10 protein-coding genes are annotated in these 15,014 nt (G+C 50.2%); 7 read left to right on the top strand and 3 right to left on the bottom strand.

What is annotated here, in order from left to right; translation table 11 throughout:
* The first annotated feature begins 10 nt into the window (after positions 1-10).
* Positions 11-1,141: a MalY/PatB family protein gene (locus tag JIN82_RS08215; RefSeq protein ID WP_200311147.1), complete on the top strand. Its 1,131-nt coding sequence runs from the start codon at positions 11-13 to the stop codon at positions 1,139-1,141.
* Positions 1,142-1,273: 132 nt separating this feature from the next.
* On the top strand, positions 1,274-1,978 hold the full coding sequence (locus JIN82_RS08210; protein WP_200311146.1) for a hypothetical protein: 705 nt from the start codon (positions 1,274-1,276) through the stop codon (positions 1,976-1,978).
* A 16-nt stretch (positions 1,979-1,994) separates the two neighbouring features.
* Here the strand turns inward: JIN82_RS08210 and JIN82_RS08205 are convergent, their stop codons facing one another.
* Complete coding sequence (locus JIN82_RS08205; RefSeq protein WP_200311145.1) at positions 1,995-3,473, bottom strand: MATE family efflux transporter; 1,479 nt, start codon at positions 3,471-3,473, stop codon at positions 1,995-1,997.
* Between the two features lie 113 nt (positions 3,474-3,586).
* Here JIN82_RS08205 and JIN82_RS08200 point away from each other — a divergent pair, with 113 nt between their 5' ends.
* The 4 genes from JIN82_RS08200 to JIN82_RS08185 all read left to right on the top strand — a co-directional run bounded on the left by JIN82_RS08200 (position 3,587) and on the right by JIN82_RS08185 (position 9,351).
* On the top strand, positions 3,587-4,141 hold the full coding sequence (locus JIN82_RS08200; protein WP_200311144.1) for a YqgE/AlgH family protein: 555 nt from the start codon (positions 3,587-3,589) through the stop codon (positions 4,139-4,141).
* A gap of 94 nt (positions 4,142-4,235) precedes the next feature.
* Complete coding sequence (gene yihA / locus JIN82_RS08195) at positions 4,236-4,832, top strand: ribosome biogenesis GTP-binding protein YihA/YsxC (RefSeq protein ID WP_200311143.1); 597 nt, start codon at positions 4,236-4,238, stop codon at positions 4,830-4,832.
* A gap of 317 nt (positions 4,833-5,149) precedes the next feature.
* Positions 5,150-6,775 (top strand): sulfatase family protein, encoded by a 1,626-nt coding sequence (locus JIN82_RS08190; protein ID WP_200311142.1) that lies wholly within the window; start codon positions 5,150-5,152, stop codon positions 6,773-6,775.
* A gap of 59 nt (positions 6,776-6,834) precedes the next feature.
* Positions 6,835-9,351 carry a glycoside hydrolase family 95 protein gene (locus tag JIN82_RS08185; RefSeq protein ID WP_200311141.1) on the top strand — a complete coding sequence of 839 codons (2,517 nt, stop codon included), beginning with the start codon at positions 6,835-6,837 and terminating at the stop codon, positions 9,349-9,351.
* Positions 9,352-9,455: 104 nt separating this feature from the next.
* Here the strand turns inward: JIN82_RS08185 and JIN82_RS08180 are convergent, their stop codons facing one another.
* Positions 9,456-10,844 (bottom strand): tetratricopeptide repeat protein, encoded by a 1,389-nt coding sequence (locus JIN82_RS08180; protein ID WP_200311140.1) that lies wholly within the window; start codon positions 10,842-10,844, stop codon positions 9,456-9,458.
* Between the two features lie 168 nt (positions 10,845-11,012).
* Positions 11,013-12,353: a dipeptidase gene (locus tag JIN82_RS08175; RefSeq protein ID WP_200311139.1), complete on the bottom strand. Its 1,341-nt coding sequence runs from the start codon at positions 12,351-12,353 to the stop codon at positions 11,013-11,015.
* 237 nt (positions 12,354-12,590) lie between these two features.
* Here JIN82_RS08175 and JIN82_RS08170 point away from each other — a divergent pair, with 237 nt between their 5' ends.
* Entirely contained in the window at positions 12,591-15,008 is a 2,418-nt protein-coding gene (locus JIN82_RS08170; RefSeq protein WP_200311138.1) for a zinc metalloprotease, read from the top strand.
* Positions 15,009-15,014: the final 6 nt, after the last annotated feature.

Genomic DNA, 15,014 nt, shown 5'->3' with positions numbered 1-15,014 from the left:
TAATCTAATTATGGATTTTTCTACCCAGATTGAACGCCGTGGTACTGGCTCACTAAAGTGGGATAAGTTCCCCCAGCTCGACCCATACTGGGTTGCTGACATGGACTTCACCTCACCAGCTGAAGTTGTTAATGCCCTGCACGAGCGCGTTTCTCACGGAGTTTTTGGATATGCAGTCCCCCACGCTGGCCTCAACGAAGCCATCGTGCAGTACATGCAACAAAGGCACGAAGTTTCTATCGACACTAACGAAATCGTCCACCTCGGCGGCCTCGTTCCAGCTCTATCACTAGCAGCTAGAGCATTTGGTTCAGCTAGCGATTCGTTGATGACCTGCTCACCTATCTACCCGCCATTTCTCGGCATCCACAATGATGCGCAGATGAAATGCATCAATGTGCCACACGTCGAAATCGATGGCGTCTGGACATTCGATTGGGACGCGATGGAAAAAGCTGTCGAACCTAGCACCAAGCTGTTTTTGCTCAGCAACCCGCAGAACCCACTTGGCCGCGTATTCAACAAACAAGAAATCGACCAACTCGTCGAATTCTGCCAGCGACACGACCTCATCCTCATCTCTGATGAAATCCACTGTGATCTCATCCTCGATGATAATGAGACTCCGCACGTCACTGCAGCCGCTCTACCAGACGAGCTGCAGAGCCGCATCATCACGCTGTTAGCCCCTAGCAAAACCTATAATATTGCTGGCCTCGGCTACGCCTACGCAGTCATCAAAGACTCTAACTTGCGCCGCAAATTCATGGCTGCACGTGGTCACACACTTCCTGAAATCAACTGCTTAGCCTACTACGCAGCTGAAGCCGCATACCGTCACGGTGAACCATGGCGTCAGGAGCTACTCAAGGTACTGCGTCACAACAAGGATACGCTTGTCAGCTATGTTAAGAAAAACATGCCTGAAATCATCGTGCCTAACATCGAAGCTACTTACCTAGCGTGGATGGACTGCCGCCAACTACCATTTAACAAACCAGCTAGCCATTTTGAAAACATGGCAGGACTCTATCTATCAGAGGGTGCCTTTTTTGGTGCTCCTGGATTTGTTCGCTTCAACTACGGATGTCCACACGCACGCGTCGTTGAAGGGTTAGAGAAAATGTACAAGTCGCTCTAGCTACATCCTTATTTCTAGAATCACAAGAACCACCTAGCTACGGCTAGGTGGTTTTTTATTTCCCGTCTATCTATGAGTAGCTGGAATGTAGGTTTGACCACAGCTGAAATTTATTCATATATACATCTGTCCATGAAAGCGTTTCTATCTCTCACAGCTCTGTCCACTGCATTATTGCTGCCTGCATCTGCTGAAATCGATTCCGAAATCCCTATCGGCATTGAAGCCCTAACCGGCTATCGCAGCCAGTACGTCAATCGCGGATTCATTCTGACGGATAGCATGCTTGAAGCCCAGCTAGATACACGTGTGAGCCTCAACGATCGCACCACACTTTCATTTGCCGCCTCCTACGGCACTGGCACAGGTAGCAACGACTTTGCCGAAGGCGCTGGCTTTCTCGACCTCAGCTACGAGTGCACCGAGGTACTGAGTTTTGGCGCTAACCTATCGTATCACGACTACAGTAATTCATTTTTTCAAAATGGCTTAGACGCTGGATTATTCGCCCAGTGGGTATTTTCTAACGACGTCGAGCTACGTGGTGAAGTCCACTATAACGACGGCGCAGAAGGTTGGTACGGAAACGCTCAGTTAGCGTGGTCTTATGAACTTTCTAGCTCCTCGTACTTCCGCGTCAGTGGTGGCGTGAGTGCGGTGTCAGATTATTACGATCGCAATGGCTGGAATGACGCCTTTGGTCGCGCCGAAATCGTTTATTATATCAACCCAGCTGTTTCTATCACACCGTTCGTTGGTGGCTCAGCCTTGCTTGATAGTGACGATACCGACGGCGACTCCTTTTTTGGAGGTGTTTGGTTTGCCGTCACATTCTAGCAGCTAGATCACTTACCTAAACCTCCACACGCATCCACCATGGTTTGTAGTGCATGAAGGTGAATATGAGCGCCTGCACCACCACGTCTATGGTTAGTACGATCCAGATAGACATCAAACTTGGGCTCATGTAGTTAACAACAAAATACAGCAGCCCTACTCTGATAGAGAGCATAGAGCCAAATGAGACAATCGTCACTAGGCGTGTGGCACCTGCGCCGCGCATAGACATTTTGATCACTAGAGCGGTGGCGTTGATACACTGGAAGCAGCCAACTAACTGCACTACAGGCACAGCAATTTCTATCTGATCACCGCCATTCGGGCTCAGCAGGTAGAGAAATTCCTTGGCAAATGCAGCCATTAAAAATCCAGCTGCGCCCATCAAAACAACTGCTGTTAGCCAGCATACCCTCACCGATCGCTTAGCAGATTCCTCGTCGCCTGCTCCCAGGTACTGGCCAGCTAGCGTGCCAGCTGCAGACCCCAAGGCAAAGCCAGGCATGAATGACAAGGACTCCAAGCGTACCACCATGCCGTGAGCGCCTAACATCCCATCACCAGTGGCCGTCGCTATCATCTTCAATCCGAAAGCATGAACACCCCACATGACTAAAATTTCAACCACGCTTGGCAGTCCCACCCGCAGGATGCGCCTCATCATCGCGACGTCAGGTTTGAGATTGCGGCAATGTAATACCAGCCTATCCATGACCGGTTCTTTGCCATGGTCAGGGTCGCAGGTTTTATCTAAGGAACTACATTTACAGCCACCTTTCATGAAATACAAAATGGCTAACACCCCAAAGAACCAGCCAACTAAAGTACCGATTGCTAGACCTTTAACGCCCATGCCACCGATAGGATCAGGCCCAAATACCAAGATGTAGCTGACGATGATATTGGCGCCATTCACCACCACCATGGCGAGAAACGGCCTCATTGTATCTCCAAAGCCACGCAGGCACGAGTTTGCTACAAACAAAACTCCACTCAGCGGCGCGGTCCAGACTAACACATTGAAATACACATCCGCATACTCAGCTGCCTCTGGGCTGAGACCAAACCATGCAGTCAACGACGGGATAGCTAACCAAATAACAAATCCAGAAACGGCTCCGGAGCCAACACCTAACAAAAGTGACTGCCCCAATGCGTGATTTGCCGTTTTTATATCATTAGCGCCGGTTGCCCTAGCTACCACAGCCATGGCACCAGTGGCTACAGCGCCCTGCACAATCATCAATAGCCAGATGATGTACATGGCCAGCCCCATCATATCGAGAATGTGCTGGGTGGCACTTTCATCTGTCATGCGGCCCGCAATCATCAAGTCAGCAAACCCGACCGCAACACTCAGCAGGTTTTGCAGAAATGGCCAAAATGCCAACACAGCCACCTGCTCTGCCAAGGAAAGCCCAGCAAGGCGCCCGCCTAATTTACCGCCAGACGGCGGTGGAGCAACTTCTCTTGTTGGGTTGATATTATTCCTCATGGCCAAAGCACCCGCTCTAGCGGGTAATGAATCATTCAACTCGCATTCTCACATGTCAAGCAGCAGGCTTTCTACACTTGCACATAACCCTTATCAGGCATAGGTTTTCACTTATGCGTGACCCCGCATTTCATAAACCTAACCGCCTTCAAGGTCAGCTACTTATTGCTGACCCGTCAGTGCATGACGAGACCTTTTACAAAAGCGTTATCGTTATCTCTGCGCATTCAAAAAAACGTGGCGCTACTGGGTTGATCCTCAACCACCCCAGCACCATCAGTGTGGGCGAGCTCGTTGACGATGAAGAACTGCGCCCGCTTTGGCACCTGCCCGTGCACATTGGCGGCCCGGTTGATCGCGACAAACTCATTTTTGCTGCGCTCAGCTGGAATAAAAAGTTCTCCATCGAGACCAGGCTGAGCCCAGAAGAAGCCATCAGCTACCTGCAAGATCCTAATTGTGTCGTCTGCGCGTACGCTGGCCACTCTAGCTGGACACAAGGTCAGCTAGAAAATGAGCTCAAGCACTCGACATGGATTGTCACCCCACCGAGCGCGGAACTTGCAAATTCCTCATTCGAGCCCTCATTGTGGAAGAAGACATTAAGTAGCATTTCCCCGTTTCACAGAATCCTCGCGGAGACACCTCGCGACGTCTTTCTCAACTGAGTAAGCAACAATCCAGCTGAACTGAACACTCAGCCAAGTATCAACAGTTGCATCGACAATTCTTAGCTGCTATCGAAAGAAAAATTTTACCATAATGAACATCAAATCTGCCGAGTTTATCACGAGCTGCCCCGACTACGAATCTGTGCCGGACAGTGACATCCCAGAGTTTGCCTTCATCGGCCGCTCTAACGTGGGCAAATCATCACTCATCAACATGCTCACCAACCAGAAAGATCTGGCGATTGTATCGTCAAAACCTGGTCGCACGCAGATGATCAACCTATTTCTCATCAACGATTCATGGACACTGGTTGATCTTCCCGGCTACGGATTTGCCAAGATTTCAAAATCCAAACAGGAAGAATTCCACGAGTTTGTTTCTGAATACCTCACCAGCCGTGAGCAACTGCGCTGCGTATTTGTGCTCATCGACTCAAAAATTCCACCGCAGAAACTCGACCTCGAATTTTGCCAATGGTTGATGGAATGCTCCATCCCATTTGTGCTCGTCTTTACCAAAACTGATCGCGCCAAAAAAGGCGGCGTCGAGAAAAATATCGCCGCATTCACCGAGGCTATGTCAGAATGGTGTGACGGACTGCCGCGCATCTATCAGGCATCTGCCAAAACAGCTAGCGGGCGTGGACCACTGCTGCACTTTATTGATCAAGCGGCGCGTGCTCGTTAGCAGCCAGCTGAGATCACCCCATTTTCCGATACCACCCAGCAGATGATAATCATCATCAGCTGGGTGGCTTTTTTTTGTTTTTGCTAGAAGCTGGATAATATTTCCAGCTACCGCTGATCAGCTCACAGCTCATTGGCCACCAATCATTTGCTCTCATAGCTGGCAGATAGACCACCAATAATGACTCTCTAATGAATAACTTTTCGCCTTGGAATCAATTTCATATGCGCTAGTTCTTTTTGGATACAAAAATTATTTGAAATAAAAGTCTGTTACACACGTAACCATAAGACTGCAGGAAAATCCTTATACCTATAATGAAACGCACACTAATCACACAGCTGCTCGCGGCGACCGCACTCACCGTAGCTGCATCAGCTGATGACAGGCCAAACATCCTTTTTGTTATGTCAGATGACCACGCCAGCCGAGCCATTGGCGTGTACGAAAGCCGTCTGAAAGATCTCAACCCGACACCTAACATTGATAGCTTTGCCAAACAGGGCATGGTGATGGAAAATGCGTTTTGCAATAATGCGATTTGTACCCCAAGCCGAGCGAGCATCATGACTGGCCAATATTCATACACTAACGGAGTGACGGGCCTGAACCATCCGCTCAAAAGTGGTCGGCATTATCTATCAAAAGAATTCAAGAATGCTGGTTACCAAACAGCAGTCATCGGCAAGTGGCACCTCAAAACTCGCCCTGAGAACTTCGATTATTATAAAGTCCTGCCAGGTCAAGGATCCTACAACGATCCGGTTTTTTACGAGAGCGGCAAAGAGGAAGAAGAAGTGCAGATGATAGGTCATTCGTCTGACTGCATCACCGACTCAGCCATTGCGTGGTTAGAGCAGCGCGATAAAACCAAACCATTCTTTTTGAAATACCACTTCAAGGCCCCCCATGCAGCCTTCAAGCCAGCTGACCGTTACAAAGACTATCTCAAAGATGTAAAAATCCCCGAGCCAGCCAGCCTCTATGATCACGGAAATCACGGCTCACTAGCTACCGTTGGCCACAATGGTGAGCTGCGTCCGCTAATCGGCACATCCGTTAGTAGCCGTCACGCAGGTGGCACACTCACTAGAAAATGGGGCGGTGATACCTCACTTCCTGAAGCCCAGCGCACATCTAACGCCTATCAAGAATACATGCATCTGTATTTGCGTTGTGTGAAAGGCATCGATGACAATTTCCAGCGCATGGTAGACTACCTTAAAAAGGAAAACATCTACGATAATACCGTGATCATCTACACAGCGGACCAAGGCTTCTTTCTCGGCGAGCACGACTATACCGACAAAAGATGGGCCTACGAAGAATCCATGCGCATGCCATTTATCATCCGTTATCCAAAGTCTATCAAAGCTGGAACTCGCAGTGACGCCATCGTTGAAAATGTCGATTACGGGCCAACTATGCTAGATTTTGCTGGCATCAAGACGCCTGAATACATGCACGGCAAAAGCTTCAAGCACATCTTAGAAACTGGTGAAGAGCCAGCTGACTGGAAAAAGAGCGCCTACTACCATTACTGGTTCCACATGATGCATCATTACAATCCAGCTCATTTTGCGATTCGTACAAAAAAACATAAACTCATCATGTTCTATGGTGCCCGCGGCGTCGACACCCCAGACACCCCGCCAGCTTGGGAACTCTACGACCTCAGCAAAGATCCCTTCGAGATGAATAACGTCTACGATAACCCAGAGTATGCCGCTGTGGTTGCTGACCTAAAAGAACAACTCAAGGAGCGCCGCGCCTTTACTAAGGATGATGATCCAAAGCTGCCTATCAATAAGATCATCAACGAATATTGGGACTATGATGATGCAGCCAAACAGAAAGCTATTGCCATCTCTAACGAGCGCGCTAGCAGACCATTTGTAAAACCTCGTGGCAAGAAAACGAAAGCTGACGAACCTGCCAAATAATTATTGCCAGCTATGCTACTACTCCAGCCAATGCTAACCAAACAATCACATACATCACCATGAAGTCTTGCTTATTTTACACGCTGCTACTCTCAGTCAGTGCGAGCACCTTCACCCATGCTAACGAACACATCATTTGGCATGACAAAGAAGCTGGCCCACTGCCCAGCCCAATCAATAACAACAAAGCTGGCGACAGCAGCTGGCTGCGCGCCTTCCCTATTGGTAATGGCAGCCTCGGCGGCATGGTTTACGGCAACGTCGCCAATGACGCCGTGTGGATCAACCACGATACCTTTTACGCTCTAGAGCCAGAAACAGCGTGTTACATCCCTGATATTCGTGAAACTCGCCGCGAGGTTGAGGCTAACATCGCAAAGGGTGATTATGGCGCTAACGATAAACTCATCAGCAAGCTCAATGGCCGCAGCAATGCCCCCTATGTTAGCATTGGCACTCTTAACATGCAGCTAGACCACGGCAGCGCAGATCTGAGCAAAGTTAGCCACTACCGCAAACAGCTAGATATGCAGACTGGCGTGGTGACAATCAGCTACCAGCTCGATGGCGTCGACTACCAGCGTGAGTACTTCGCCAGCGCACCAGATCAAGCAATCGTCGTTCGTTTCACCGCCAGCAAGCCAGCGATGATCTCGGGCAGCTTTGGCCTGCAGACGCTGCACGAACCAACGAGCAGCTGGCAAGCTGACGCTACAGAGCTACTCATGCACGGCCAAGGTCCAGGTGAGGCGTATCGCCGCAAGCTTAGCACATCTGGCGCTCGCGGGCCGATTGGCAACGAGTTTAAGTACCCAGCATTTTTTGAAAAATCCGACGACGGCTACAAGCTGAGGTACGGCAAAAATGAAAATGTCCTCTACGCCGACAAAGTTGACGGTCGCGGGATGTTTTATAGCTCACGCATCAAACTGCAACCCGAAGGTGGAACTACTGGCATTGACGGCAACCAGCTAACAATTAAAGGCGCTAACAGCCTCACACTAATTCTCACCAGCGATACCAGCTTCAATGGTATCCACAAGAGCCCAAGCCGTGAAGGGCGCGATAGCAATGCTAGCACAGCCAACTTGTTAGCTAGCGCTAGCCAATACAACTACGCTGAGCTGAAAAAACGTCACATCGCTGACTACCAAGCACTGTATAACCGCCTGTCTATCTCTATCGGCGAGCCAAAGGAAAAGTCATCTAGCATTCCAACTGACCAACGTATTGCCAACTACAAGAAGGATAACGATCTCGGTCTAATTAGCCTCTTCTATCAATTTAGCCGCTATCTAGCCATTGCAGGATCGCGGGAAGGCAGCCAGCCGCTCAACCTGCAAGGCATCTGGAGCCGCCGAGTGATTCCTGCATGGAATGGTGGTTACACAAATAACATCAACGCTGAGATGAACTACTGGAACATGGAGCGAGCTAACCTAGCTGAATGCCACGAGCCATTTTTACGGGCGATTTTAGAAGCCCAAGCCAATGGCGAAAAAGTAGCCAAAGAAATGTTTGGTTACAGTGGCTGGTGCATGCATCACAATACCAGCATTTGGCGCAGCTGTGCACCGGTCGATGGTGATTCCAAAGCATCCTTCTGGCCAATGGGCGCGGGCTGGTACCTCCAACATGCTTGGGAACACTATCAGTTCTCTGGGGATAAAGAATTTCTCGCAAATTATTATCCAGCACTCGAAGGCGCTGCTGAGTTTTTCACCCAGTGGCTAACTGAGGGTGACGATGGCTACCTGCTGACTCCTTTTGGGGTGAGCCCAGAACAACAATTCATCTACGGCGATGGCAAAAAGCGTGGCACACTCAGCCCTGGCTGCACGATGGACATGTCTATCATCCGCGAAACTTTCACCAATTTGCTCAGCGCTACAGAGATTCTAGCAAAACCTGATAGTGAAGTCGTCACCACCGTGCGTCAGCAACTTCCCAAGCTGCAGCCGCTGCAAATTGGCAGCGAAGGCCAGCTACAAGAATGGTATAAAGACTTTGCGGACGGCCAGAAAACCCACCGCCACATCAGCCACTTATACGGCTACTTCCCGGGCCAAGAAATCACTAATGATAGACCTGAGCTGGTAGAAGCCGTGCGCAGATCAATGGAGCGCCGCGGCAATGGCGCCACTGGCTGGTCGATGGGCTGGAAATTATGCGTTTGGGCGCGCATGGGTGATGGTGAAAATTTCACCGAACTCATGAACAACCTGATGACTCCAAAACGCATCGCCAATAACATGTTTGACCTCCACCCGCCATTTCAGATCGATGGCAACTTTGGTGCCGCGCGTGGCATCGCGGAATGTTTGATCCATGACCACGAGGGCGAAGTTGTTCTTCTACCTACCATGCCAGCTGGCTGGGAAAAACAGGGTGAAGTGAGCGGCATGCGGGTGAAAGGAAATCACGAGTTAGACTTTGCCTGGCAGGATGGCCAGCTGACAAAACTCATTGTGCGCAGCCAAAGCGGTCAATCACTCAGCCTGCGCTGCGGTGAGAAAACTGCCACACTAACTCCTGAGTTAGGTAAAGCCGTCGACGCACTTAGCCAGCTGAAATAATCACCCAGCTCCATCATCAGCTAGCTGGTTCAGCCAGCTAGCTGATAAAAAAAATCACCCACAGCCGAGCTGTGGGTGATTTTCTTTAACCTATCTGAGATCGATTAGCTGTATGATTGCTCAACACGCTGAGCAACGTCACGGTAGCCGTAGTCCACTTCGTAAATTTCTTTGAAGCAGCCGAGCGCATTTATATCGTCCTCCATATCAGCATGGATGAGGCCTTTTTCGTAGAGTACTTGTTTTTTGGTGCTGTCCATTGCCACGAGATCAGCAAGCGCATCTTCAAGCTGCTTGATCGCGAGGTCGCGCATGCCTTTTTCGCGGAATGTCTTCGCCAGAAGCAGAAGCACTTTCGTACGAATGTGTGGGTTACGCGTCGCCTGCTGCAGGTGAGGAATAGCTGCAGAGAAATCGCCAGCATTGTAGAATGCTAATCCGAGCTCGTAGCGCAGGTGTGGATCGGTTGGGTTGCTGTCAACACGAGCTTGCGCTTCGCGAAGTGTCACCTCAATGCTCTCAGCTTGAGCGGCCTCGTACTGAGCTTGTAGCTCAGCATTGTCAGGATCAGCGGCGAGTGCTTGCTTGAGTTGATCAAGCTGAGCGGCCACTAACTTATCCTTAGCGTGATCGGCTTTATCTTTCAGAGCCACGTCACTATTGCTCAGCTCGTATGCCCAGCTGAAGTAGGCGTGACAATTTGCCCAATCTTCCATCATCTCGTAGAGGTCGCCAATTTGCTTAACCACCTTGAGGTTATTTTGATCTTGAGCGTAGATACCCAGCAGTTGTGCCATTTTGGCATCCATCTGCTCGCGCGTCATGCCCTGCTCGAGTTCAGCTGAATCTTCACCTGGAGCAGACTCTTTGACGCTAGCCAGAGAATCTTTGCTCTCCCAGTTATCCTTTTTCATGGAAGCGCGTGCGGTAGCATCCTTGGATCCCTTCAGCGCATAGGAGTCAGTTGGGTCTTGTTTGCAAATTGTCGTATAAACATCTGCAGCACTGGCTGGTTCGTCACGCGACAGGTAGAATTCAGCGAGTTTATGAAGGAGTTTGGTATTTTCTGGTGCACCTGTGCGGATAGTTTCCAGAGCAAAAGCAGCTGTTTCAGGCATCGCGAGAACGCAAGCACACTCAAACAGTCCGTCGTTGAGGTTTGAGTCATACGGATCTGACTCCAGCTCCTTTTCGATGAGCTCCAGAGCTTCTAGCGGGTTCTTTTTAATCCAGCCATTAATTTTCATGCTGGAAACGCCGCCGCCACCGAAGAGACCTTTCTTTTTCTTAGCGCCGGCACCGGCAGCTACTGCTGTACGGCGCGCCATTTTGCGAGCCATCAGGAAGCCTGGAGCGGCTTTAAGAACGGCTTGGCAGAGGTGGATCGCAAACTCGTGGTTATTGATCTCTACTGCGCTAAGCACTCTTAACCACAAATCTTTTGTGGCTGCGTCCAATGCATTTTCGTCGATTTCTACAATCTGTTCAGTCATGGAGATGTCGTATATGTGAAGGAGGTGTGTATGTATGGATCAAGCATCATGCTATGATCGTATTATTATGATTGCGCATCATGCCTAAATGATTGCTCATGGCAAGCTAGTTGGCAGATTTTTTCTAAAGTCCTGTAAGAAAATTCCCATCATTACGTAATTGTACGCCTAATTTTCGCTACTGCCAATTTGTCTAAGCAGTTCTTGATTCAGACGTATGCCAGCCTCGAAGTTCTCAACGTAGAAATTCTCGTTGGGAGCGTGGATTTGGCAATCTGGCAGCGCCAGCCCGAGCATCAATGTATCCACACCGAGGATTTCTTTCATATCCTGAATGATAGGAATGCTGCCGCCCTCGCGGATGAGCACGGGATCGGCGCCAAAGGCCTGCTTGAGCGCGCGCTGGGCCGCCTGTCCGTATGGTGAATGAGGATCGCAATAATAGGCTTTACCGTCGTGACCGATCTCCAACTCCATCTCCACGCCAGCTGGCAGGTGGCGCTCGAGATGGCTTTTCACCTTCTGCATGATGTCAGCTGGATCTTGGTCGGGAACGAGGCGGAATGTAAGTTTTGCAAAAGCTTCAGCAGGCAGCACAGTTTTTGTCCCCTCACCTTGATAGCCGCCGCCAATGCCATTGACCTCAGCCGTAGGTCTCGCCCACAGCCGCTCAGCAGAGCTGTAGCCAGCTTCGCCGTATACTTCAGCCGCGCCAGTTTGTTGGCGAATGTCATCGTCGCTAGTATTGGGCACCTTCGCCCACATTTCGCGCTCCCACTCTTCCAGCGGGCGCACGTGATCGTAAAACCCTTCCACCGCCACTTTGCCATATTCTTCGTGCAAAGTAGCCACCAGCTGGGCCACCGCCGTAGCTGGATTGGCCACTGCGCCGCCATACACACCTGAGTGCAGGTCGCCGCTTGGCCCTTTCAAAATCACCTCACAAGCAGCAATGCCACGCAATCCGTAGCCCATCGTTGGCACCCCTTGCGCCACCATTCCAGTATCTGAAACGGCAATGATATCGCAGGCCAGCTCGTCTTTATGCTGCTCTAAAAATGGCTTCAAATTCTGGCTACCCACTTCCTCTTCCCCCTCGAAGAGAAAGATCAAATTCACTGGCAGCTCGCCGTCGCGCTTGAGCATTTCTTCCACACCACAGATGTGTGCAAACATTTGCCCTTTGTTATCAGTCGAGCCACGCGCCCAGATCTTGCCGTCACGGATTTCTGGCTCAAATGGTGGTGAATCCCACAGCTCAACCGGGTCGACTGGCTGGACGTCATAGTGACCGTAAATCAGCACCGTCTTTTTGCCCTCAACGTGCTCGTTTCTCGCCACCACTAGCGGGTGCCCAGCCGTCTCGTGCAGCTCAGTTTTCAACCCAATGCCTTGTAAATGAGAAACCAGCCAGTCCGCGCAGTTTCTTACGTCTTTAGCGTATTCAGGGTCGGTTGAGATGCTTGCGAAGCGCAAAAATTCAAAAAACTTTTCCAGTGGTTCTGTCATATTAAAAAAGTCCTTAAGATTGCTTAAACTCACAAGCTTAAAAGCTGCAAATCTGTGAATCGACATGCTCACAAAAAAATTTCAATTAACTGAAAACAGGTGTTTTGCCGCACCGCCAAATTTAAACACCCGATCAAATTCCGCCATTTGCGATTTGTGATACAGATTGCATTATACCCACATCACCCTGTAACCCCCTTACAATAAACGACCTCCAAAAACACAAACACAACATAAATGAATACTGCAAAACTCCTTGCGAGTTTTGGCCTCGTTGGAGCATCCGCTTGGTTTTTCGCATCAGAAAAACCAAACGAATATTCCACCCCCAAGAAGGCTGAGATTAGCAAGATGTCACCAGTCGGTCAGCCACATGCATCATTGGCTGAAAAGCAGCGCACTCAGAACTCAGACACCGCAGCCGCTAGCAAGCGCCCTGCTCATGCTTCTGATTGCCCATGTGCCCAACACACCTCACCCATCGTTCAAGCCGCAGCATCAGCGGAAATCTCAGCGAATGAGCTGAAATCATTATTCCAGCTGCAACGTGGCGATAGCGCTAGCATCCAGCTAGCTACCGGCCAGAAACTCACTGGCACCACTACCATGCTCGCTGAACACGGTGAAGAATGGTCAACAGTCGCCATCGACCTCACAGCTGAGAGCAATGCCATTCAGGGCATTCTGACCATGCACATCAACCAGCGTGAGCAACAGATCGCCGGTACCTTGGTGAATCAAAACTCAGCTCTCGCCTATCAGCTGGAACAACTCGATCAGCAAAATTACCAGCTGACACCAGTGGCAGCAACTTCACTCTTTTGTGCTCAGACCTCTGAGGACCCAGAAATAGTCACTTTGGGCATGACCCAGCCAGCTGAACAAGCTAGCGATGCTACAGCTCCAGCCGACTCAGAATCACCAGAAGATGCCCAGGGCATTGTGCCAGTGCTCAACAGCCAGCCAACAGCCAGCGCGTGTATCTATCTGGATTTCGACGGTCAGCGAGTTTCAGGCACCATCTGGAACAGCTCGTATAACAGCGGCAATGACATCGTTGTAGACGCTGCTACTAGCAAACTCAGCAGCAGCCAGATCACTTCTATCTGGAAGGGTGTTTCCGCTCGTTACGCTCCATTTAATGTCAACGTCACCACCGAAGAAGCTGCTTTCCTAGCAGCTCCAGCGACTCGCCGTATCCGCGTCGTTCTTACCCCAGCGAACACATTCTACGGATCGGGTGGCACACTCAGTGGCGCAGCTGGTACCGCCTATGTAAATTCATTCAGCAGCTCGTACTACTCAGCATCTGACACCCCAACATTTGTCTTCACTAACCATTTGTACAATAATGCTGCCTACATCGTTGAAACCGTGACTCACGAATCTGGTCACACACTCGGCCTATCACACGATGGTAAAGGAACCACCACCTACTATCAAGGTCATGGCGACTGGGCTCCAATCATGGGCATCGGTTATTACGATCCACTCGTTCAGTGGAGCAAAGGTGAATACACTGGCTCTACCAATACTCAAGATGACCTCGCTATCATCAGTGGCTCCAACAATGGATTTGGTTACCGCAGCGATGACTTCGGCAATACTAACTCTAACGCTAGCGAGTTGATCATTAACTCAGCTACTAACCTCAGCCAGACTGGACTCATTCACAAATCTAGCGACCGTGATGTTTTCTCATTCAGCACTGCAGCTGGCTCTACTAACATCACCGTGAACCAAGCTGACTACAAAAGCATGCTCGATGTGAAAATTGAGCTCTACAATGCAGCTGGGTCACTCATCGCTAGCGCTAACCCAACCACAAGCTTCAATGCCAGCATCAACATGGAACTCGACCAGGGCGATTACTACCTACACGTTATCGCTGGCTCACAAGGGACCGCCAGCACTGGATTCACCAGCTACTCAAGCCTGGGTAATTATAACATCTCAGCCACCATCGCTGGCCCGCCAACATTGCCAGCTCCTCAGGTAGCTATCATCTCACCAAGTACCGAGCCAGCTGTCACTGCCGACCAGAACGTGTTGCAGTTTGAAGGTGAAGTCAATGGTACTGGCTCACTCAGCGCTAGCTGGTCAGTAGTAGCCGCTCCAGCTGGTGTAAACGTAGAAATCGATGATCCTGCGCAAACCAGCACAGAAATGGTTTTCCCAACATCTGGTAACTACACTATCCGCCTAACTGGCAGCAACGAAGACGCTAGCAGCTACAGTGAAATCAATGTGACCATCGACTACAACGAAGCCCAGCTGCTCGCTCAGCAAGACCCTAACGGCGACGCTGACGCAGACGGCCTCAACAACCTGCTCGAATATGCCCTCGGCTCAGATAATACCGAGTTAGGCCATAATGGATTCTGCTCAGCAATCAACCAAGGAGACACCGCTGGCATGCTGCTCTCACTGCCTAGCAGTGCACCAGATGACGTTCGCTACAGCGTAGAAGCTAGCTCAAGCATGGATCCTAACGATTGGGTTACCCTTTCACAAAAAGACGGCAACGGCAACTGGACAGGCAGCGCTACGGTGCACGAAATCACCAACGAAAATGGCGTCGCCAGCTACTGCATTGAGGAAGACAACAACTCACCAGTACGCTTTTACAGACTAGTAACTAGCATGATTCAATAATACCTC

It is taken from the genome of Persicirhabdus sediminis, assembly GCF_016595495.1.
Taxonomy (GTDB): domain Bacteria; phylum Verrucomicrobiota; class Verrucomicrobiia; order Verrucomicrobiales; family Akkermansiaceae; genus Persicirhabdus; species Persicirhabdus sediminis.
Note: the sequence above shows the minus strand (reverse complement) of the source record. Positions and strands in the feature narration are given on the sequence as shown.

Excerpts from the sequence above, each read along its gene's own strand:
- JIN82_RS08210 (WP_200311146.1), top strand. The coding sequence starts at position 1,274 with ATGAAAGCGTTTCTATCTCTCACAGCTCTGTCCACTGCATTATTGCTG.
- JIN82_RS08215 (WP_200311147.1), top strand. The coding sequence starts at position 11 with ATGGATTTTTCTACCCAGATTGAACGCCGTGGTACTGGCTCACTAAAG.
- JIN82_RS08180 (WP_200311140.1), bottom strand. The coding sequence starts at position 10,844 with ATGACTGAACAGATTGTAGAAATCGACGAAAATGCATTGGACGCAGCC.
- JIN82_RS08175 (WP_200311139.1), bottom strand. The coding sequence starts at position 12,353 with ATGACAGAACCACTGGAAAAGTTTTTTGAATTTTTGCGCTTCGCAAGC.
- JIN82_RS08200 (WP_200311144.1), top strand. The coding sequence starts at position 3,587 with ATGCGTGACCCCGCATTTCATAAACCTAACCGCCTTCAAGGTCAGCTA.
- JIN82_RS08190 (WP_200311142.1), top strand. The coding sequence starts at position 5,150 with ATGAAACGCACACTAATCACACAGCTGCTCGCGGCGACCGCACTCACC.
- JIN82_RS08205 (WP_200311145.1), bottom strand. The coding sequence starts at position 3,473 with ATGAGGAATAATATCAACCCAACAAGAGAAGTTGCTCCACCGCCGTCT.
- JIN82_RS08185 (WP_200311141.1), top strand. The coding sequence starts at position 6,835 with ATGAAGTCTTGCTTATTTTACACGCTGCTACTCTCAGTCAGTGCGAGC.
- JIN82_RS08170 (WP_200311138.1), top strand. The coding sequence starts at position 12,591 with ATGAATACTGCAAAACTCCTTGCGAGTTTTGGCCTCGTTGGAGCATCC.
- yihA (WP_200311143.1), top strand. The coding sequence starts at position 4,236 with ATGAACATCAAATCTGCCGAGTTTATCACGAGCTGCCCCGACTACGAA.